Annotated in this window: 16 protein-coding genes; 2 read left to right on the top strand and 14 right to left on the bottom strand. The window is 52.1% G+C overall.

Annotation, left to right across the window (positions count from 1 at the left end):
- Positions 1–81 precede the first annotated feature (81 nt).
- Positions 82–1,803: a dynamin family protein gene (locus tag RBT11_00735; protein MDX9785280.1), complete on the top strand. Its 1,722-nt coding sequence runs from the start codon at positions 82–84 to the stop codon at positions 1,801–1,803.
- A gap of 12 nt (positions 1,804–1,815) precedes the next feature.
- On the opposite strand, the gene RBT11_00730 is transcribed toward RBT11_00735, so the two are convergent.
- The 3 genes from RBT11_00730 to RBT11_00720 form a co-directional block, all read right to left on the bottom strand.
- Positions 1,816–1,989, bottom strand: a complete 174-nt coding sequence (locus RBT11_00730; protein MDX9785279.1) for a hypothetical protein — start codon at positions 1,987–1,989, stop codon at positions 1,816–1,818.
- Positions 1,989–3,053: a branched-chain amino acid aminotransferase gene (locus RBT11_00725; GenBank protein MDX9785278.1), complete on the bottom strand. Its 1,065-nt coding sequence runs from the start codon at positions 3,051–3,053 to the stop codon at positions 1,989–1,991. Before RBT11_00725 ends, RBT11_00730 begins: the two co-directional genes overlap by 1 nt.
- A gap of 211 nt (positions 3,054–3,264) precedes the next feature.
- Positions 3,265–4,182: a MurR/RpiR family transcriptional regulator gene (locus tag RBT11_00720; protein MDX9785277.1), complete on the bottom strand. Its 918-nt coding sequence runs from the start codon at positions 4,180–4,182 to the stop codon at positions 3,265–3,267.
- Positions 4,183–4,409: 227 nt separating this feature from the next.
- Between RBT11_00720 and RBT11_00715 the strand changes: the two genes are divergently transcribed.
- Positions 4,410–4,802, top strand: a complete 393-nt coding sequence (locus tag RBT11_00715) for an OsmC family protein (GenBank protein MDX9785276.1) — start codon at positions 4,410–4,412, stop codon at positions 4,800–4,802.
- Here RBT11_00715 and hisD read toward each other — a convergent pair.
- The 11 genes from hisD to RBT11_00660 form a co-directional block, all read right to left on the bottom strand.
- The gene (gene hisD, locus RBT11_00710) at positions 4,762–6,087 is read right to left on the bottom strand and encodes a histidinol dehydrogenase (GenBank protein MDX9785275.1); all 1,326 of its coding nucleotides are present in this window, start codon (positions 6,085–6,087) and stop codon (positions 4,762–4,764) included. The genes RBT11_00715 and hisD overlap by 41 nt on opposite strands.
- A gap of 98 nt (positions 6,088–6,185) precedes the next feature.
- Positions 6,186–7,001, bottom strand: a complete 816-nt coding sequence (locus tag RBT11_00705; protein ID MDX9785274.1) for a ZIP family metal transporter — start codon at positions 6,999–7,001, stop codon at positions 6,186–6,188.
- Positions 7,002–7,047: 46 nt separating this feature from the next.
- The gene (locus tag RBT11_00700) at positions 7,048–8,025 is read right to left on the bottom strand and encodes an ATP-binding cassette domain-containing protein (GenBank protein MDX9785273.1); all 978 of its coding nucleotides are present in this window, start codon (positions 8,023–8,025) and stop codon (positions 7,048–7,050) included.
- Positions 8,022–9,044 (bottom strand): ABC transporter ATP-binding protein, encoded by a 1,023-nt coding sequence (locus RBT11_00695; protein MDX9785272.1) that lies wholly within the window; start codon positions 9,042–9,044, stop codon positions 8,022–8,024. Before RBT11_00695 ends, RBT11_00700 begins: the two co-directional genes overlap by 4 nt.
- Positions 9,045–9,059: 15 nt before the next feature.
- On the bottom strand, positions 9,060–10,223 hold the full coding sequence (locus tag RBT11_00690; protein ID MDX9785271.1) for an ABC transporter permease: 1,164 nt from the start codon (positions 10,221–10,223) through the stop codon (positions 9,060–9,062).
- Positions 10,220–11,182, bottom strand: coding sequence for an ABC transporter permease (locus tag RBT11_00685; GenBank protein ID MDX9785270.1), 963 nt, complete (start codon positions 11,180–11,182; stop codon positions 10,220–10,222). The genes RBT11_00690 and RBT11_00685 overlap by 4 nt, the downstream gene beginning before the upstream one ends.
- A 26-nt stretch (positions 11,183–11,208) precedes the next feature.
- The gene (locus RBT11_00680; protein MDX9785269.1) at positions 11,209–13,311 is read right to left on the bottom strand and encodes an ABC transporter substrate-binding protein; all 2,103 of its coding nucleotides are present in this window, start codon (positions 13,309–13,311) and stop codon (positions 11,209–11,211) included.
- 1,125 nt (positions 13,312–14,436) lie between these two features.
- A complete protein-coding gene (locus RBT11_00675) occupies positions 14,437–15,819 on the bottom strand; it encodes a class II fumarate hydratase (protein ID MDX9785268.1) in 1,383 nt (460 codons plus the stop codon).
- A 167-nt stretch (positions 15,820–15,986) separates the two neighbouring features.
- The gene (locus tag RBT11_00670) at positions 15,987–16,235 is read right to left on the bottom strand and encodes a hypothetical protein (GenBank protein MDX9785267.1); all 249 of its coding nucleotides are present in this window, start codon (positions 16,233–16,235) and stop codon (positions 15,987–15,989) included.
- 40 nt (positions 16,236–16,275) lie between these two features.
- Positions 16,276–17,202 (bottom strand): cysteine synthase A, encoded by a 927-nt coding sequence (gene cysK, locus RBT11_00665; protein MDX9785266.1) that lies wholly within the window; start codon positions 17,200–17,202, stop codon positions 16,276–16,278.
- A gap of 199 nt (positions 17,203–17,401) precedes the next feature.
- On the bottom strand, positions 17,402–18,418 hold the full coding sequence (locus RBT11_00660) for a serine acetyltransferase (protein MDX9785265.1): 1,017 nt from the start codon (positions 18,416–18,418) through the stop codon (positions 17,402–17,404).
- Between the last annotated feature and the right edge of the window lie 254 nt (positions 18,419–18,672).

The following is an 18,672-nucleotide window of genomic DNA, read 5'->3' as shown; positions in this document are numbered from 1 at the left end:
TATTCAAATCGTTATAGGGGGTGTTTCGCCCCTTTTGTTTTTACTTCAGGGCAGTTACCGTTCGTCCGGAAAGGGGAGCCTTTGGAAAACACTGTTATCAACGAGACGTTTGAGCGCTATCGAACGGAAGTCTCGTCCTGGCTCGAAGAGTTATACGCGCTGGCCAAGACACTGGAAGATGCCGCGTTGGCCGAAGTGATTCACGACATTCGGCTGCATGTCAACGAACCTTTTTTATTTGTCGTCGTGGGTGAAATAAAAGCCGGAAAAAGCAGCTTTATCAATGCGCTTCTGGAGACGGATATCTGCCGGGTGGACCCGGCACCCTGCACGGATACAATTCAACAGATCGTCTATAGCGCCCAGCAGACTGAAACGGAAATCAATCCTCATCATCTCAGAATCGGTCTGCCTGTTGAGGTACTCAAGCACATCAGTATTGTGGACACACCGGGCACCAACACGGTGATCGAGCATCATTATGAGATTACCGAACAATATATTCCCAACAGCGGACTGGTGCTGTTTGTGTTTCCCGCCAAAAACCCCCATACGAGAACCGCTTGGGAGCTTCTGGACTATATCAGCGAGCAGTGGCGAAAACGGGTGGTCTTTGTGTTGCAGCAGGCGGATCTGGCAACCGAAAACGAGCTTTCCGTCAATACGGCCAAGGTGCGCGAGTATGCCGAAAAACGTGGCATAAACGCACCGCTGATTTTTGTGGTATCCGCCAAATGGGAACAGGAGAAAGATGCGCGCAGCGGCTTTGAGGCTATTCGTGACTATATACGGAAGACCGTGACCGGCGGGCGACATCTTTATCTGAAACTTTCTACAACGCTGACTTCCGGGGAACAAGCACTCAAAAAGGTCTACAACACGCTTCAGGAATACCGGGCGCGACTCGATGCGGACCGAAATGCAGCCGGGCGAATTCAGGACTATCTTGCGGCCGGTAAAAAGAATATGGCGCGGGATGTTGAGCACTTTGTGGATGCCCTTTGCGCCCGCTATGATCGGATCGGCCTTGAAATTCGTTCGGATTTCGAGGAAGGATTGTCTGTGGTGGCGCTTTATAAACGGGCGATTCGTGGCACGCTCAGCCGAAAAAAGTCCGTTACCGCATGGCTGGAAGAACTTCAGACCCAGTTTGAAACCCGTTTGGCCGAGGCGCTGATTCAGGAAACCGGCGAGCGATCCTGGCAGTTTATGGAAACGATTCAAGATCTGGTGGCGCGGATAGACGATGAGCTGAGCCAGACGATTCACGTTACTCCCGACGGCGGCCGAAAAAGCGTATGGGATGAAAAACGAACGGAAGTCATTCAGGACATTCGCCGGAAAGTCGATGCCATGGCGGCAAAGGATCTCTTCCATGACACGCTGGCGGCGAACCCGGCGGCCATGCCCTCACGGTTGATGGGCGGCAGCACCCTGACCCTGCTCGGTGCGCTCTTATTAACGACCCATGTCACCCTTCTGGATATTACGGGCGGTATTCTGGCCGGTCTTGGATTGTTTATCACCGGCGGGGTGCTCGTGGCCAAAAGAGGGAAAATTTTGCGGGAGTTTGCTCAGGCGATTCAAAATGGCCGGGATCAGTTCCGGGAGCGGCTGATGCAACAACTTTCAGCACGCTTTTCGCAACTCCACGATGACATATCCGATAATGTCAAGCCGTTTCTACTGAATATTCAGGCGCGAGACAGCCATCTTTCGACGCTCATGGCTCAAGGGGAAACGCTTCAAAACCGAATGTCGGTGCTGTCACAGCGCATCGATAACGACATGGGAAAAGGCTGAAATTTAAACGGTCTATCGTATTCGCACCCTTGATGAAACCTGCGTGATCAACGCCAGCCACGTAATTGCCCGGTGCTTGGCATGGCCGTTTTTCCAGGGGCCGTAAAGATGGGGTATGGCCCCGGAGTAGAAATCGGTCCCTTTCGAATCGGCCATGCCGCCGTTGAGGCGTGTCGATCCCACCATTATACGACCGGCTCGATCCAGTTCAGGGTGTCCGGCGCTTCGCCGTACTGAATGGCTTTTAGCTCGTCAAAGAGTCTCTGGGAAATAGGCCCGACACGGCTATCGCCCACGCTGATCACTTTGTCGCCATACTTAAGGGTCCCAACGGGCGAGATAACGGCCGCCGTGCCGGTGCCGAAAATTTCATTAAGATTGCCGCTCGCGTGGGCGTTAAGGACCTCGTCGATGGCGATTTTTCTTTCCGAAACCTTCATTCCCCATGTGGCCGCCAGTTCGATGACCGATTTTCTGGTAATGCCGGGCAGAATGCTGCCGTTCAGCGCAGGGGTGATGATTTCATCATTGATCACGAAAAAGATATTCATGGAGCCGACTTCTTCCACGAAGCGCTGCTCGACCGCATCGAGCCACAGCACCTGCGTGTAGCCTTCTTTTTTGGCGATTTCACCGGCATAGAGGCTGGCCGCATAGTTGGCCGAGGCCTTGGATTCACCGATACCGCCCCTGGCCGCACGCACATAGTCCTTGGTTACCCAGATCTTAACGGGGTTGAATCCTTCCGCATAATAGGCGCCCACCGGAGAGAGAATGATATAGAAAAGGTAGGTGTGGGAAGCTCGCACGCCGAGGAAGGGATCCATGGCGATAACGGTGGGCCGAATATAAAGAGAGGTTCCCGGTGTTGTCGGCACCCAGTCTTTTTCCAGTTGAATGAGTCTTTTCATGGCATCCATTACAGCGGCCTCATTAATTTCGGGAATGCATAAGCGCCGGCAGGAGTGGTTCATCCGTTTAAGATTTTCCATCGGCCGAAACAGCTGAATTTTCCCGGATGGCGTATGATAAGCCTTTAACCCTTCAAAGGCCGATTGGGCATAGTGCAGTACCATGGCGGCCGGATCCATGACAATGGGACGATACGGTTCGATTCGGAGATTATGCCATCCCTCCTCAGGATTATAATCCATGTTAAACATGTGATCGGTAAAGAGGGTGCCGAATTCGAGTTTCTCGGTTGCGGGCTTGGGCTTCAGGGTGTCCGCTTTTTTGATGGCGATAGCCATAATACTATTACCTCCCGTGATAAAAATTCCATGACTGTAATGGTTGTTGTAACCCGAACACAGATTGAAAGCCGGTATTAATCGCATCGTTAAGACAACAAAGACCACAGCCCATGGGTGTGGTCGAAGCGATTCGGGCTAAGGGGTATTCAGCCGGTCCGTTGAAGTTCACATGGCAAAATTCCCAAAGCAAATCAAGATCAAAACTTATTTAGGGCCCCTCCTTTTCCCTCATTTTGACGGTTCGCCTGCTGTACGGGTAGAACCGGGCCGGATTGTTCATGACGTCTTTTTCTATTTTTTCAAGAGATTCTTTTGCCTTATCCGGTGCTTTGGCAATGACGGCCTCGCAGATGGCATTGATCAGGCTCATGGGGGCGCTTAAGGAGCCCATGAGCGCCTCGCTTCTGCCCACTACCGCCCAGAAGACGCAAAAAAAACTGTAATCCGCATATTGAACGATCTGCGCTGTGGCATCACTTGTGATGGTAATCACTTTGACCCCTTCCACATGGGTTCGCAGGTATTCCACCGCTTCCACCACTTCATGAATATAGAGCTGAAAGTCAAATACAATCAGCACATCTCCCCGTTTAAGGTATAACATGCGTTCAATGAGCGGGCGGCGCTCCCGCACCAGGGCCACGGCGTTATATCCGAGTCGATCCAACTGGAAGCAAAGAAATTCAGCCAGAAATGACGAGGTGCCCCATCCCATGGCGTAGATTCGCTCGGCACTGGCAATGACGTCAATGGCGCTTTTGAACCATTCCCGGTCAATGCCTTCCATGGTCTGGTTGATGAATTCAATGTCCATATTCCAGACTTTTTCCAGAACGGGGATTTCTTTTTGATCGAAAGCCGATTGCTTTTTATGCGACGGGTATATAACCCCTCGAATATAGGCCGCCATGGCTTCCCGCATGTCCTGGAAGCCTTTGAATCCAAGCTCGCGGGCAAAGCGGATCAGGGTGGCATCCGAGACGCCGGTTCGTTTGGATAATTCCCCGAGAGACGCAAAGATGGCTGTTTCCATATTGTTCATGATGAATTCGGCAATATGTTGGTAGGTATGGCTTAACCCGTCATATCGATCACGAATAATTTGGAAAATGTTGTGTTTAACCATGGCCTTATTTTGCCGCCATCAAAAAAACGCGTTTGAAATGCCGAGGCCGGCGTGCTCGTTGGCGATTACCGCTGCCTTTCGGAGTGAATTTTGACGCTATCAGGGGGATGAAAAAGGTGTCAAGCGTTTTCCTTTGACAACAACGCGCTGTTACGATTAGATTTCTCAAAATTGTTCGGGACAGGAGACCGGCATGGCGGAATGCAGTTAACCAAAGTGAGGGATGAATGGAATTTGATATTAGGTTTGAAGGTGGCAAAAAAATCAACGCAACATTCAATGGCTTTACGGTCCAAACCGATCAGCCCGTGGCGGATGGCGGTGAAAATTCGGCTCCCGGCCCGTTTGATCTTTTTCTAAGCGCGTTGGGCACCTGCGCCGGGTTTTATGTGCTTTCCTTTTGCGAAGCCAGAAAGATTTCGACGGACAACATACGATTGTCCCTTCTGAGCGATTATCATGAAGAAAAGGGCAGGCTGGAAACCGTTCGCATTCACATTCACCTGCCCGATGAATTTCCTGAAAAATATAAAAAAACGTTAATTCGAGTCGTTGGTCAATGTTCCGTGAAAAAAGCGATCATGAATCCGCCGGAGTTTCAGATTTCAACCGTACCCTGACGGATCGGGCGTGAGCGCCGAGGCCCTCAATTTCAGCCAGCCGAATGATATCCTCCGCTTCTGCCAGAAACGCTTCCCGGTCATAATGAAGAATGCTGGTTTTTTTAATGAAATTGTCCACCGATAGGGCTGAGGCATACCGGGCCGTGCCGGCTGTCGGCAGGACATGGTTGGGGCCTGCCATATAATCTCCCACCGGTTCCGGTGTGTAGTGACCCATGAAGATGGCGCCCGCATTGCGCAGTTTTCCGATATAGTCGAAAGGATTTTGAACCATCAGTTCCAGGTGCTCCGGCGCAAACTGGTTGGCAAGGGTTACGGCCTTGGCCATTTCCTGAACAACAAAGATCGCGCCGTAAGCAGCAAGGGAGGCTTCGGCAATCTCCCGGCGATCCAGTTGGGCCAGTTGTTTTTCCATTTCCCCGGCTACGGCGGCGGCTATTTTTTTGGAATTTGTTACCAGAATAGCCGATGCCAACGCATCATGTTCGGCTTGGCTCAAGAGATCCGCCGCGATAAAGGCGGGATCGGCGGTGTCGTCGGCAAGCACCAGAATTTCACTGGGGCCGGCGATCATGTCGATGCCGACGGTGCCGGATACGATTTTTTTGGCAAGCGTGACATAGATATTTCCGGGGCCGACAATGACATCCACCTTGGGAATGGTTTGGGTGCCGTAGGCCAGCGCCGCGATGGCCCAGGCGCTGCCGATTTTATAAACCGCATTTACCCCCGCTTTTTTTGCCGCGGCCAGCAGATAGGGGCTCACCCCGCCCTCCGCCGTGGGCGGCGTTGCCATGACAACCTGCTTGACGCCCGCGATTTTGGCAGGAATGGCGCCCATCAGCACGGATGAGACCAGCGGGGTTTTGCCGCTTTTGCCGCCCGGCACATAAATGCCGGCCGCATCCACCGGGGTAACGAGCTGCCCCAACAGGGTACCGGGCCGGTCCGTCTGAATCCAGGACTGGCGGACCTGACGCCGGTGGAATTGATCGATCTGAAAAGCCGCTCGATTCAGGGATTTTAAGAAATCCGCATCCACTTTTTCGGCGGCTTCCGCCATCTCGGCATTGCTCACCTTAAGATCCGAGAGTTTCAGGTTCGGCGCGTCAAACCGGTTGACATAGTGAATCAGGGCGCTATCGCCCTTTTTTTGAACGGTTTGTAGAATACGCAGTACATCGGCGTGGTCTTTTTTGCTGAAGGATAGGCCGCGATTGGAAACGGCGGAGACGCGCTTTTCAGCCGATTTGGACGGATAGGTGTATATTTTAATCATCATGGTTTTCCTGGCGGTTTCGTTTTGATTGGGTTTTGAGTTAACCTGAGCATGTCTAACGGCTGAGAAATGGTTTTGTCAATGATTGGATCATGATTGGATCATCCCAATGCGACATCCAATGTCATCATCACTGCAAATCCTGCCATCGCCCCCATGGTCGCCAGATCCGTATTTTTTTCAAGTTGAGATTCCGGGATTAACTCCTCAATGACCACATAGATCATTGCCCCAGCAGCAAATGCCAGTGCATAGGGGAGAATGGGCCGCATATAAATGACGGCCATGGCGCCTGTGACGCCGGCTATCGGTTCCACAATGCCGGAAAGTTGGCCGTACCAGAAACTTTTCAGGCGCGAAAACCCTTCCCGGCGAAGCGGCACGGAAACGGCCGTGCCTTCGGGGAAGTTTTGAATGCCGATACCCAGCGCCAGGGCCATGGCGCCGCCCAGGGACGCGGACGGCAGGTCGGCGGCCAGTGCGCCGAAAGCAACCCCCACGGCCAGCCCTTCGGGAATATTGTGAATGGTGATGGCCAGAACGAGCAGAACGCTTCGGCGCCAACTTGTTTTGATGCCTTCCGCCTCTGCCATTGGAAAGCCCAGGTGCAGGTGTGGCATTACCTTGTCAATACCCCAGAGAAAGCACCCGCCGAGCAAAAATCCGCAGGTCGCCGGTACCCAGGCGGGAACGCCCGAGCCTTCCGCCATTTCAATGGCCGGCGCCAGGAGCGACCAGTAACTGGCGGCAATCATAACCCCTGCGGCAAACCCGAGCATGGCATCCAGTATTTTCCGGTTAATGGTCTTAAAGAAAAATACGAGGCCGGCGCCGGCGGCGGTTATAAACCAGGTAAATAGGGTGGCAATCAATGCCTGCACGATGGGGTTTAAATTGATAAACCAATTGGTTAACACGGAAAATCCTCTCGGTTGATAAGGTTTTTCAACAATACGGCATCAATCAGAACGCATTTCGGCATCGTACATAATGGGTGTGGCTAACCTGAATAAATGGGACATTCGGCTCCCGGCAGGCCGGTATTTCCCGAGGACATTTGCCGAGATAGCGGCACCCGGTCGAAACGGGATTATTTCCGGGCGCGTCGGCGATGGGGGGGCGAACCATTTCAGCTTCCCCGATACGCAACCCCGGAGCGGCCGCAAGCAATGACAAGGTGTAGGGATGGCGCGGATCCTCGAAGATCTCCTCACTGGCGGCATGCTCCACGATTTGCCCCTGGTACATGACCGAAACCGTGTGGCATAAATAACCCACCACGTTCAGATCATGGGAGATAAACAGGTAACTGACGCCGAGCTGATCCTGAAGGTCTTTTAACAGGTTGATGATTTGTGCCTGAATCGATACGTCCAACGCGGAAATCGGCTCATCACAGATAATCAGCGACGGCGATACGCTTAACGCCCTGGCGATACCGATCCGTTGACGCTGACCCCCGGAAAATTCGTGGGGGTACCGGTCCGCGCTTTCGGGGGATATCCCCACCATCCGGAGTAAAGCGTCAAGATGCTGCGCTCGGCTTTGCCCCGGGGCAGGGGCGGTTTGGCGAATGCCCTCCATAATGGATTGGCCAACGGTCATGCGGGGATTTAGCGATCCGAACGGATCCTGAAAAACAATTTGCATTTCCTTTCGTATCGGTTTTAGTTCTTTTTCGCTCAGCGAAGCGATTTCTTGCCCTTTAAAAGAAATGGTGCCGGCGTCCGGCGCCAGGAGACGCAAAATAAGCCGGGCCACCGTGGATTTCCCGCAGCCGCTTTCTCCCACCAGTCCCAGCGTTTTTCCGGTTTCGATACTCAGGTCCACGCCGTCAACCGCCTTGACCCAGCCGGTGGTTCGCTGCAAAATTCCCCGCCGAATCGGGAAATATTTTTTAAGGGCGTCGGTCTTCAGGAGGGGTGGGGACATATCCTTCATGCGGTGACCTTCATCCTGTTGTACAACACCGGGCAGCGTGCCGAATGATCATTGCCATAGTCGCACATTTCCGGAAAGGCATTTCGGCAATTTTCGATCGCCTCCGGGCACCGGGGGTGAAACGGGCATCCTGTCGGCTTGTGCGCGGGGTCAGGAACCGCACCGGGAATGCTGTAGAGCCGTTTTCCCCGTTTGGCGCGCGTGGGCAGCGATGCCAGAAGGCCCTGCGTGTAAGGGTGACGGGGCGTTTGAAACAACTGCGCGACGGTACCCTGTTCCACGATCACGCCGCTGTACATGACATAGACCCGGTCCGCAATGTCGCCCACGACACCCAGATCATGCGTGATATAAAGAATCGACATGCCGCGTTCTTTTTTAATTTTTTGCAGCAGGGCGAGAATTTGCGCTTGAACCGTCACATCCAGGGCGGTTGTGGGCTCGTCCGCGATAATCAGCGCTGGATCGCAGGCCAGCGCCATGGCAATCATAACCCGTTGACGCTGCCCGCCGCTGAGCTGGTGCGGGTAATCGTTTACTCTCTCCGCCGGCGAGGCAATGCCGACATCGGTCAGCAGCGCGATGGTTTTGGCAAGGGATGCCTTTGGTCCGGGTGCCTGATGAATATCGATGGCTTCCTGAATCTGGGCACCGATGGTAAAGACCGGGTTTAGAGAACTTAGCGGCTCCTGAAAAATCATGGCAATCTGGTCGCCACGTATTCTTTGCAGCGTTTCTTCGGAACAGTTGAGTAGTGCCATTCCGTTGAACTGAATGGCACCTTCAGCGATTTCCCCGGGCGGCGTCGGCACCAGGCCTAAAATGCTCAATGCCGAAACACTTTTGCCGCAACCCGATTCGCCCACCAGGCACACGGTTTCTTTTTTTCGCACCTCGAAACTGACCCCATCCACGGCTTTTGCGATATGCTGATCCCCGTGAAAGAAGACCTTTAACGCCTCAACGCGCAACAGCGGCGCGTTGGGTGCCGATGAATCTTGCCGAATGGTTTTTGCCATGATCGCTTTCAATGGTTATCGTTCCCGAAGCCTTGGATTCAGCGCATCGCGCAGTCCTTCACCAAAGAGATTAAACGCCAGAACCACCACGAGAATGGCCGTGCCCGGAATGAAGGTCAACCAGGGGGCGTCAAAAATAAAGCGCTTGCCGTCCGAAAGAATATTTCCCCAGGTGGCGTGAGGCGGCGGGACCCCAAATCCCAAAAAACTTAACCCCGCTTCGGTCAGAATGGCACCGGCGATGCCGATGGTGGCTGAGACCAGAACCGGCGCGATGGCGTTGGGCATGATGTGCCGAAAAATAATCCGAAAATTTCCGACGCCGAGCGCCCGGGCCGCTGAGACAAAATCCAGTTCCCGCAAAGAAAGAAATTCCGCCCGGACGAATCGGGTCGTGCCCATCCAACTGGTCAACCCGATAATGATCATGATGTTATAAATGCTGGCCGGCAACAGGGCGACCACGGTCAGTATCAGAAAAAAGCTGGGGAAGCACAGCATGATGTCCACCAGTCGCATGATGAAGGTATCGATGGTCATGGTGGGGCTGGCGAGGAAGCTTTGAAATCGGGAAGGCCTCTTTTTCGAATGAGAATGCCGATATCGGATGAATAAAAGCAAGGCGCATCCCAAAAAGGCGCCGGCAGCTTGAAACGGCAGTGTTGCGATGGATAGTCCCAGCCCGGTCAAAAGGAAAATAGAGAGGAGAAGGTGGTGAATCGTGATGGACTGCTGCCCGTAATACCCCGCGATGCCGCCCAGGAAAATGCCGATCAACACCGAAATGCCCACCGCCACGAACCCCACGGTCAGGGAGACCCAGGCCCCCTGAAGCATGCGGGCAAAGACATCCCGTCCCAAATCATCCGTGCCGAAGAAATAATACTCAAAAGGCGGGACTTCCTCGGGGCGCAAGGTTTCCAGGGTCGCCTTGGACAGCGGCGGCCGAAGTTTTTCCTGCAACCGAATGAGGGAGGGATCAAGGGCGGGTGCTTGCCCGGAGGTCAGTGCCAGCCCCAAGAGCGCTATACCAAAAAAAGCGATGAAAATGACGAGCCCGATACCGGCCATGCGGTTTTTTCGAAACAGCCGCCAAACCGCCTGAAACGGGGTTTGTTTCGGTGCTGCCGGCGCTTCAAGCGGTGGCGAAAGCGGGAGTGCCGTGTTCGTATTCATCATGACAGGCGTATCCTTGGATCAACGATCGTGTATAAGAGATCTGATAGAAGGGTTCCCATCAATACCAGAATGGCCGAAACAAAGTTGACGGTTAAAATCACCGGATAATCCCTGGCAAGAATGGCCTCATACGCCATGCGGCCCATGCCGGGCCACGAGAAAATCGACTCGATGATGACCGATCCGCCGATCAGCCCCGGCAGGATCAGGCCGAACATGGTGACAAACGGAAGCAGCGCATTTCTCAGGGCATGCTTATAATACACCATTTCCGCGGGCAAGCCCTTGGCGCGGGCGGTTCGGACGTAATCCTGGCTTTGCACTTCCAGCATCTGGCTTCGCACGTATCGGGATAAAAATGCGATTCCGCCGGTGGCGCCCAGCACCGAAGGAATCACCAGATGCCAAATCCGGTCCATGACCATGACGAGTGGTGGGGCGTCGGCCATGCCGAAGGTTTCCATGCCGATCACCGGCACATGAAACCATTTTACCACAAAGATGATTAAAATATAGGCGAAATAAAAGCCAGGAATGGAAATGAGAAGGTAGGCGATAAAGGTGGCGCTTCGATCAAACACGCCGCCACGGCGAATGGCCGAACGGATTCCTACCGGGAACGACAAGGTCCAGGTTAAAATGGTGCCCACGATAAACAGCGGCAGGCTGTTGATAAACCGTTCCCATATTTTTTTTAAGACCGGTTGGTTATCCTTCCAGGAAAGGGTGTTTCCGGTAAAGAGGTTTCTGTAAAAATACCAGTATTGCACATGCAGGGGTTTATCCAGATGAAAGGCCTTGCGAAACCGCTCGACCACTTCAGGCGTGAACTTGGGATTCAGCGGATCCACCTGACTCGGTTTTCCGGGGGCCAAATGAATGATCAGAAACGAGACAATGGAAACAAAAAAAAGCGTTACAAGTTTCTGGGTCAGGCTGCGGCCGATAAATGAAAGCATGGGCGTATATCCTTGAATTTTTACGGTTAGCCTCCCGCCGCAAATACCGGCGGTTCACTGAGCTTGATCCATCGGTTGAAATGGAAGTTGAAATTTCCGGTTTTCGTCGGGGTAATCTTTTTATACCGTGAATGGCCGTCCGGGCCGGTTTCCTTGATCACAATGCGCTTGTCCAATACCGCCGTCCATTTGCCCACATAGAGAAAGGTATAGGGCTGGGCGTCGGCGATAATCCGGTGCAGGCGACGGCAATAAGCGACCTGGCGTTCATGGTTGTATTCCTGCCTGATTTTAATGATCAGATCGTCGGCCTCGGGGTTTTTAAAGCTTACAAAATTGAGTTGGTAAGGGTTTGTCTGACTTGAATGCCAGAGTTGGTAAAGATCCGGGTCGATGCCCATCTGCCAGCCCAGAATCAGCGCGTCAAAATCGAGCTGATTAACCCGTTTTTGAATAAACACCGACCATTCCAATAAATCCGTGCGCACATCAATGCCGATCCGTTTCCAGGCATCCTGCGCAATGGCCAAAATGGCACGGCGCTGATCGTTTCCGTTATTCGTGATCAGGGTGAACTGGAAAGGCTTGCCGTTTTTTTCAAGAATGCCCCGGCTGTTTTTTTTCCAGCCCGCGGATGCCAGCAGGGCCAGGGCGCCCTCGGGGTCGTAGGCAAGCGGCGGCACCTCATGATTATAATAGTCCGTTTGTTTGACAAAAGGGCCGGTGATGGGCTCCGCCTGCCCGTCAAGCACATACCGAATGATTTTATTCGTATCGATGGCCATTCCCAGCGCCCGGCGGACTCTGGGATCGTTAAAGGGCTCACGCCGCATGTTGTAGCCGATGTAGGAATAACCAAAGGAGACGCCCGAAAAATTTTGAAATCTCGTGTCCTTGACCAGGCGCGCCACCTGATGGGGTTGAACCCCGTAATTATCGACTGTTCCTGCGTAAAACTCCATTTCCTGCGTGAGGACATCGGGAATGATGCGAAAAATATACCGCTTGTAGTGGGGGGCGCCTTCCCAGTAGTCATCAAACCGGTCGAGTACGATGTGCTGATCGGAACGCCATTCCCGAAATCTGAACGGACCGCACCCCACCGGGTGCTGGTTAACCCCGCTGTTTCTCATGGAAAAATCGGACGGATCTTTTCCCAGGCGGCCGGCTTCTTTTTTTAACGCCTGATCGTTAAGCAGGTGCTCCGGTAAAATCCCCATGGCCCAGCTTGAAATGGCAGGAGAGTAAAGCCGTTTATAAATGATTTTGACCGTCAGCGGGTCTACCACCTGCACGGCTTTGACCGGTTCATAATCCGGAATTCTGGGGGAGAGGTTTCGGGGATTAACGATCGCTTCATAGGTGAATTGGACATCCCTTGCATCCACCCCATGCCCGTCGTGAAAGGTGACATTCGGCCGCAGATGAAACAGAAGGATCGGATTGTGCTCGGTTGACGGTAGAAGCGCAGCGGCAAGAGAGGTGGCATCGGAAACCGGGGAGGGAAAGCTTACATATTTTTCGGACGGAAAGGCCTTAAAATAATTCGGGCCGAGAAATGTGCCGAGGTTTTCAAAAAGTTCCGGGTCGACCCGGGAAAGGGTCAGCTTGATGCGGGCCGGTGCCGAAATGGAAACGGTGATTTTCTTTGCTTCAGCGGGAAGGGCGTTATCGGAACCGTTTTTCTCGATGTCAAAGCGTTCCGGCGGTAGCAGCGATACTTCGGTTACATGAGGCCAAGCCTTGGGGAGGGTTTCCTTCAAAAACGCCGCCACCGCCTCGGCACTGGCTGCCCGGGCGAATCCCGGAATGAGGGCGGTTTCGTTGATATAAAAATAGGCTTCCTCATAAATTTGCCAATCTTTGGCAAGGCGTCCCCGATAGCGCAACTGCTCATCCCTGTCGATTAATCCCTCGAACACCAGTGCCTCGATTTCACTGCTGGCCGAATCCGAGGATAAAATCGGATTGAGCATGCCGGCATCTCCTATGGATCCGGTAATATAATCATCAAGCCGATGCGGGTTTCCCTTGGTTTGCGCTTCGTAGGTCGGCACCCAAAAATAAGACTGAAGCAGTACGATGAGGGTGACGACCGGGAGCAAAATAAGAAGTTTTCTGGTGCCCATAGGATCGAAAAACTTGTTGGTGTTAGAAGTTGAAACGATTGAACAGCATATAATGCATCGGGATGATGGAAATAAAACCGCTCCGCCAACGAACGATTCTGCTTGACACCATATGAAAATCACCCCTCGGAGTCAAGGAGAAACCCTTTGCGGCCGTCTGATGTTGAATAGTAAAAGTGAATTTGGGCCTTGGTAAAATAGACCGGTGCCATATCGGCAAAGCTTAACGCGCGTCAATTTCAGCGTTCGATATTTTACCGGAGAAACTGGAACAGGATTTACTCGCATAAAGAATTTTATAATAATAGCTTTCTGTTGGTGTAAGTTATACTTTTAACTTGATTACTCGTCTCGAGTCTTTTGTCGAAGCGGGCAAAGCCGGTGATACCGGGCGAACTTAACTGCGCCTTCTTGTTTTTGTGCCTGATTTGGCTACTTTAGACCACAGACAGTGGGTAATATATGCCATAATAATTAGGTAATTGATGTCTTATTTGGCACGACGCGGATCGGCGGGTTTTTTTAACCCGTTGTAATAAAAAATAAACAAAAAACGAACAGCTTTGTGTACGATATTTGCATATATGAAATTCAAATATTGTTGCGTTGGCCATGGCATAGCAGATGCCCGTCATTTGCTTTATTGCTTCCGAAAGGAGTCATGGCTTTTTTAAAATTTTGTATTGTATGGTTCAACCGTTAGACAAATTGCCGGCATTAGACCGAAGCGAGGCGTGTTGCCGTCAACATGATCGCGTTAGAAACATAACCCGGATACGGCATAAAATTTTAGGTCCTTTTTATGACGGATCATAGGTTTTCGGGGCTAGATCAGCGCTGAGAAAAGAATATGGTTTATGAAACAGACACCGACACCGAGGGGTGCGAATGTTATGGGGGAATCGATGGATGATTTGATGGACGCCATCAGACTCAGAGATAACGGGGGAAGGCGATCCGGATTGGACAGACGCCAGTTTTCTTATAGTGGATATTTGCCTGAAAGAAGGTCGAATAACGACCGCCGAAGAGGATTTGACCGGCGAAAACCCCGGTTTGAAAGCAGGCCTTTTATTCATCACCCCCAAAAAGAGGAATGAAATTAATCAAATAATCTTGCCCATTCTATTTTGATTCAAACAGCATATTCAGTATATTATCAGGCAGCACTTTTTCCCTTCTTGCCGTTTCCGGAATTTTTTCCCCTTTTTCATAAGCGATTTTAGCAAGTTGCGCTGCTCGGTCATAGCCGATGTGGGGAACCAGCACTGTCGCCAGGGCTAAACTTTTATCAAGATATGCCTTGCAGGCCGCCCGGTTGGCGTCGATACCCTGAACACATTTATGGTTGAAAACGGTGGATGCGGTGGAAAGCAGTTCTATGGATTGCAGCAAGTTGTATGCAATGACAGGCAAGGCCGTATTCAGTTCGAAATTGCCGGATTGTCCCGCCATCATAATCGTTGTGTCATTGCCGCAGATCTGCATTGCCACCTGCATGACCGCTTCGGGAATGACCGGGTTGATTTTCCCCGGCATGATGGAGGAGCCCGGCTGCATGGCGGGAAGGGTCAGCTCTCCGATGCCGCAACGGGGACCGGACGAAAGCCACCTGATATCATTTGCAATTTTAAAAAGGCTGGTGGCAATGGTTCGCAGAATAGCACTGGTTTCCACCGCTGTATCCTGAGTAGCCTGTGCCTGAAAATGGTTGCCGGTTTTACGAAAAGAAATTCCGGTTTCTGAAGCGATGCGCGCAATGGCCTTGTCTGCGAATAGCGGCGGGGCATTGAGGCCGGTACCGACGGCGGTTCCCCCGAGCGTGAGTTCCGAGAGCCTGCCTTCCACGGCGGCAAGGCGATCAAGACCGCGTTGAATTTGTGCCGCATATCCGGAAAACTCGTCTCCAAGGCTGATGGGCACGGCATCCTGAAGGTGGGTACGACCGATTTTTTGGATGCCTTCAAATTCCGCCGCCTTTGCGGACAGGGCTGAGAAAAGACCCTGCAGTGCAGGGGTTAACCTGTTTTTGATCTGGTCCAGGGTGGCCATATGAATAACCGATGGTATCACGTCATTGCTCGATTGGCTCTGATTGACGTGATCATTCGGGTGAACGGGTACTTTCCCGCCCTTTTTCCCGGTGAGAATTTCATTGGCACGGGACGCCAGAACTTCATTCATATTCATATTGGTGGATGTGCCGGACCCGGTTTGAAAAACATCCACGATAAATTGATCCGCCATTTTTCCAGCCATCACCTCATTTGCGGCGGTAACGATAGCCGCCGCAAGTTCAGGTGACAGCAGTCCGAGTTCCCGGTTTGTTTCGGCCGCGCATTTTTTCAGCAACGATAGCGCGTGAATGAACGACTTCGGGAAGACCAGACCGCTGATGGGGAAATTGTCCGCTGCACGTTGTGTCTGTGCGCCGTAGTAAACATGTTGCGGCACACGAACGCTGCCGAGAGCGTCTGTCTCGTCTCTGGTTGGGTTTTCAGGCTTCATCGTGGTAGCGCATGTGATTTAAGTTTTCGGGGGCTGTTTCCAACCCCCGGATTAGACCCTTTACTATAAACATGCACGCTTTTGCATGTATATGCGCTGAAAGTGAAAGATGGCTTTTATGCCTCCCAGCATCCCAGCCTTCCAGCATCCGGCTTTGCCGGATGAGGTCATAGTTTTTGAACATTGTCCCTTAATTGTGCGATTTCAATGCCCAAACTAACGCATTGCTTTCCGGATATACAATTTTCCGCATCTCCGTCTTGAAGGTATGTTTTGAGCCGGCGACCGTCTTTTTCTAGATGGACCACGTAGGCCTTTTCTTTTTCGTCATAGTCCACCGTCACATCAATGCCGCATGCTCCGATATCCGGATATATCTCAATTATTTTATTGCAAAGTTCTTTTTTATCAAACATGTGTCACCTCCTGTTCTTTGGAAATGCGCGATTGGCGCGGTTAGTCTTTTTTGAAAAGATCCGTGCTGATGTAGCGTTCGCCCGTGCTGGGGATAATGGCGACGATTCGTTTGCCCTTGAATTCTTTTTTGCGGGCTACCGTCATGGCGGCCCAAACCGCAGCCCCCGACGAGATGCCGCACAGGATTCCCTCCATACGGGCAAGCGCCCGGGCGGTTTCAAATGCATCTTCGTTGGTGACCGCGACAATATCATCCATAATACTTCGATCCAGCACATCGGGAATAAACCCCGCACCGATGCCCTGAATTTTATGCGGGCCGGGCTTGCCACCGGAGAGCACCGGTGAATCAGCCGGCTCCACCGCGATGACCTTAAAATTTGGATTTCGTTGTTTAATCACCTGCCCCACGCCGGTAATGGTGCCGCCCGTGCCGATGCCCGCGACGAGAATGTCAATGTCGCCGCCGGTGTCCCGCCAGATTTCCTCCGCTGTTGTCTTTCTGTGAATTTCGGGGTTGGCCGGGTTTTTAAATTGATCGGGCATAAAGGAATTCGACTGATTTGCCGCCAGGCTGTTGGCTTTTTCGATAGCGCCTTTGATGCCGAGCGCACCCGGTGTCAGAATGAGTTCTGCGCCCAAATGCCTCAACAGGTGACGGCGTTCGATACTCATGGTTTCAGGCATGGTCAGACAAAGGCGGTATCCCCGGGCTGCACAAACGAAAGCCAGGGCAATCCCCGTGTTGCCGCTGGTGGGTTCGACAATCAGGGTTTCCGGGGAAATCTTCCCCTGCGCTTCTGCGTCTTCAATCATTGCCATTGCAATGCGGTCTTTGACGCTTCCCAGCGGGTTGAAAAATTCCAGCTTGGCAAATAGTTCGGCCTCTATGCCTTGCGCGATTCGGTTGAGACGGACCAGAGGCGTTGCGCCGATGGTGGCGCCGACATCGGGAAATATCTTCATCGCGACTCCTTAGGAAATCAGAAAATGCCAACATACTTAACGTGGACTATTACCCGCAACCCCTACAATTCCGACAGTCAATCGAAAATACGCAACACATAAACGGTATACCAAAAAATTCGGTGTCCCTTAGTGCACGGTTTCATGGATACGGTATCGAAATTGTGAAATCATAACCCTTAAAACTTCGCTCTCAGCCCTATTTGTATATCAGTTTCGGTGATTCCATAATAACCTTCGTATCGGGGGGCACCGATTCGGTCAACCACACATTGCCGCCGATAACGGAGCGAGCGCCGATAACGGTATCGCCGCCTAAAATCGTTGCGCCCGAGTAGATGATCACCTCATTTTCAATGGTCGGATGGCGTTTTTTCCCCCGATAGCGCTTTCCCGCATCGGGCGGCAGGGACAGCGCGCCGAGCGTCACTCCTTGGTATATGCGGACATGATCGCCGATATCCGTTGTTTCGCCGATGACTATCCCTGTTCCGTGATCAATGACGAAATGTTCGCCGATAGTGGCGCCCGGGTGAATGTCGATGCCGGTATGGCTGTGCGCGTATTCGGTCATGATTCTCGGCAATACGGGCACATTCAGTTCCAGCAGCCGATGCGCGATGCGGTAAACGGTCTGCGCATATAATCCCGGATAACTGAAAATGATTTCATCGTAACTTTTCGCGGCCGGATCCCCTTCGAAAGTGGCGCGGACGTCTTTGGATAAGGTTTTTCTCAAATCCGGTACCGAGGCCAGCATTTCCAGGGCGATGCGGTGGCTTTCTTCGCCGCAATCCCTGCAGGCAGTATCATAGCGAAAGCAATCATGACGAATGCTGTTGCAGATTTGCTCCACCAGTAAATCGTAAAGCGCGGTGGCTGCCTGCCCCATAACGTATTTAAGATTTACCGGATCAAGTTTGCCACGGGAAAAATAGCCCGGGAAAATAATCTCCCTGAACCGGTCGATAATTTCAATGACGGACCCCCGGGAGGGAATGGGTTCATAATCCACATGAACATAACACTCATTGTCATTGCAACTCTCTATGAGTTTGTCTGCTATGGCCGGAAGCTGCTCCCGGTATTTGGTCACGGTTCCGAGTTCTGCTTTGCAAGCTTCCCGAGTGGCTTTAGGCTCTTTTTCGGAAACATGCACGCTTTTGCGTGTATTGTTACCGTAGGAGGAAGATGGCCCTTTTAGATTTTCCGACATCCCAACCTCCCAGCCTCCCAGCATCCGGCTTTGCCGGATTAGGCGGCGCTTCCATGCGGTTCATCCTTATGGGGTTTATTGATGCGATTTTTTTATCCTATGGGTCCAATTTAAGGTGAAACCTGCCTATTGTCAAAGCACGAATGAGAAGGAAATTACAGGCAATTTATTTTCGGTGCGAGAAAAAAAATTGATTTACATCAATTTGGTGTGTCATATTAAGTAGTATCGTCAGTAAGGCCTGAAACACGGGA

This window comes from Desulfobacterales bacterium, assembly GCA_034003325.1.
Lineage (GTDB): Bacteria > Desulfobacterota > Desulfobacteria > Desulfobacterales > JAFDDL01 > JAVEYW01.
The sequence above is the reverse complement of the archived record's forward strand: the minus strand, read 5'-3'. Positions and strand labels throughout refer to the sequence as shown.

What these genes read in the sequence shown, in the direction of transcription:
- RBT11_00730 (MDX9785279.1), bottom strand. Translation starts at nt 1,989, where the DNA reads ATGGTGGGATCGACACGCCTCAACGGCGGCATGGCCGATTCGAAAGGG.
- RBT11_00725 (MDX9785278.1), bottom strand. Translation starts at nt 3,053, where the DNA reads ATGGCTATCGCCATCAAAAAAGCGGACACCCTGAAGCCCAAGCCCGCA.
- RBT11_00720 (MDX9785277.1), bottom strand. Translation starts at nt 4,182, where the DNA reads ATGGTTAAACACAACATTTTCCAAATTATTCGTGATCGATATGACGGG.
- RBT11_00715 (MDX9785276.1), top strand. Translation starts at nt 4,410, where the DNA reads ATGGAATTTGATATTAGGTTTGAAGGTGGCAAAAAAATCAACGCAACA.
- hisD (MDX9785275.1), bottom strand. Translation starts at nt 6,087, where the DNA reads ATGATGATTAAAATATACACCTATCCGTCCAAATCGGCTGAAAAGCGC.
- RBT11_00700 (MDX9785273.1), bottom strand. Translation starts at nt 8,025, where the DNA reads ATGAAGGATATGTCCCCACCCCTCCTGAAGACCGACGCCCTTAAAAAA.
- RBT11_00695 (MDX9785272.1), bottom strand. Translation starts at nt 9,044, where the DNA reads ATGGCAAAAACCATTCGGCAAGATTCATCGGCACCCAACGCGCCGCTG.
- RBT11_00690 (MDX9785271.1), bottom strand. Translation starts at nt 10,223, where the DNA reads ATGATGAATACGAACACGGCACTCCCGCTTTCGCCACCGCTTGAAGCG.
- RBT11_00685 (MDX9785270.1), bottom strand. Translation starts at nt 11,182, where the DNA reads ATGCTTTCATTTATCGGCCGCAGCCTGACCCAGAAACTTGTAACGCTT.
- RBT11_00680 (MDX9785269.1), bottom strand. Translation starts at nt 13,311, where the DNA reads ATGGGCACCAGAAAACTTCTTATTTTGCTCCCGGTCGTCACCCTCATC.
- RBT11_00675 (MDX9785268.1), bottom strand. Translation starts at nt 15,819, where the DNA reads ATGAAGCCTGAAAACCCAACCAGAGACGAGACAGACGCTCTCGGCAGC.
- RBT11_00670 (MDX9785267.1), bottom strand. Translation starts at nt 16,235, where the DNA reads ATGTTTGATAAAAAAGAACTTTGCAATAAAATAATTGAGATATATCCG.
- cysK (MDX9785266.1), bottom strand. Translation starts at nt 17,202, where the DNA reads ATGAAGATATTTCCCGATGTCGGCGCCACCATCGGCGCAACGCCTCTG.
- RBT11_00660 (MDX9785265.1), bottom strand. Translation starts at nt 18,418, where the DNA reads ATGTCGGAAAATCTAAAAGGGCCATCTTCCTCCTACGGTAACAATACA.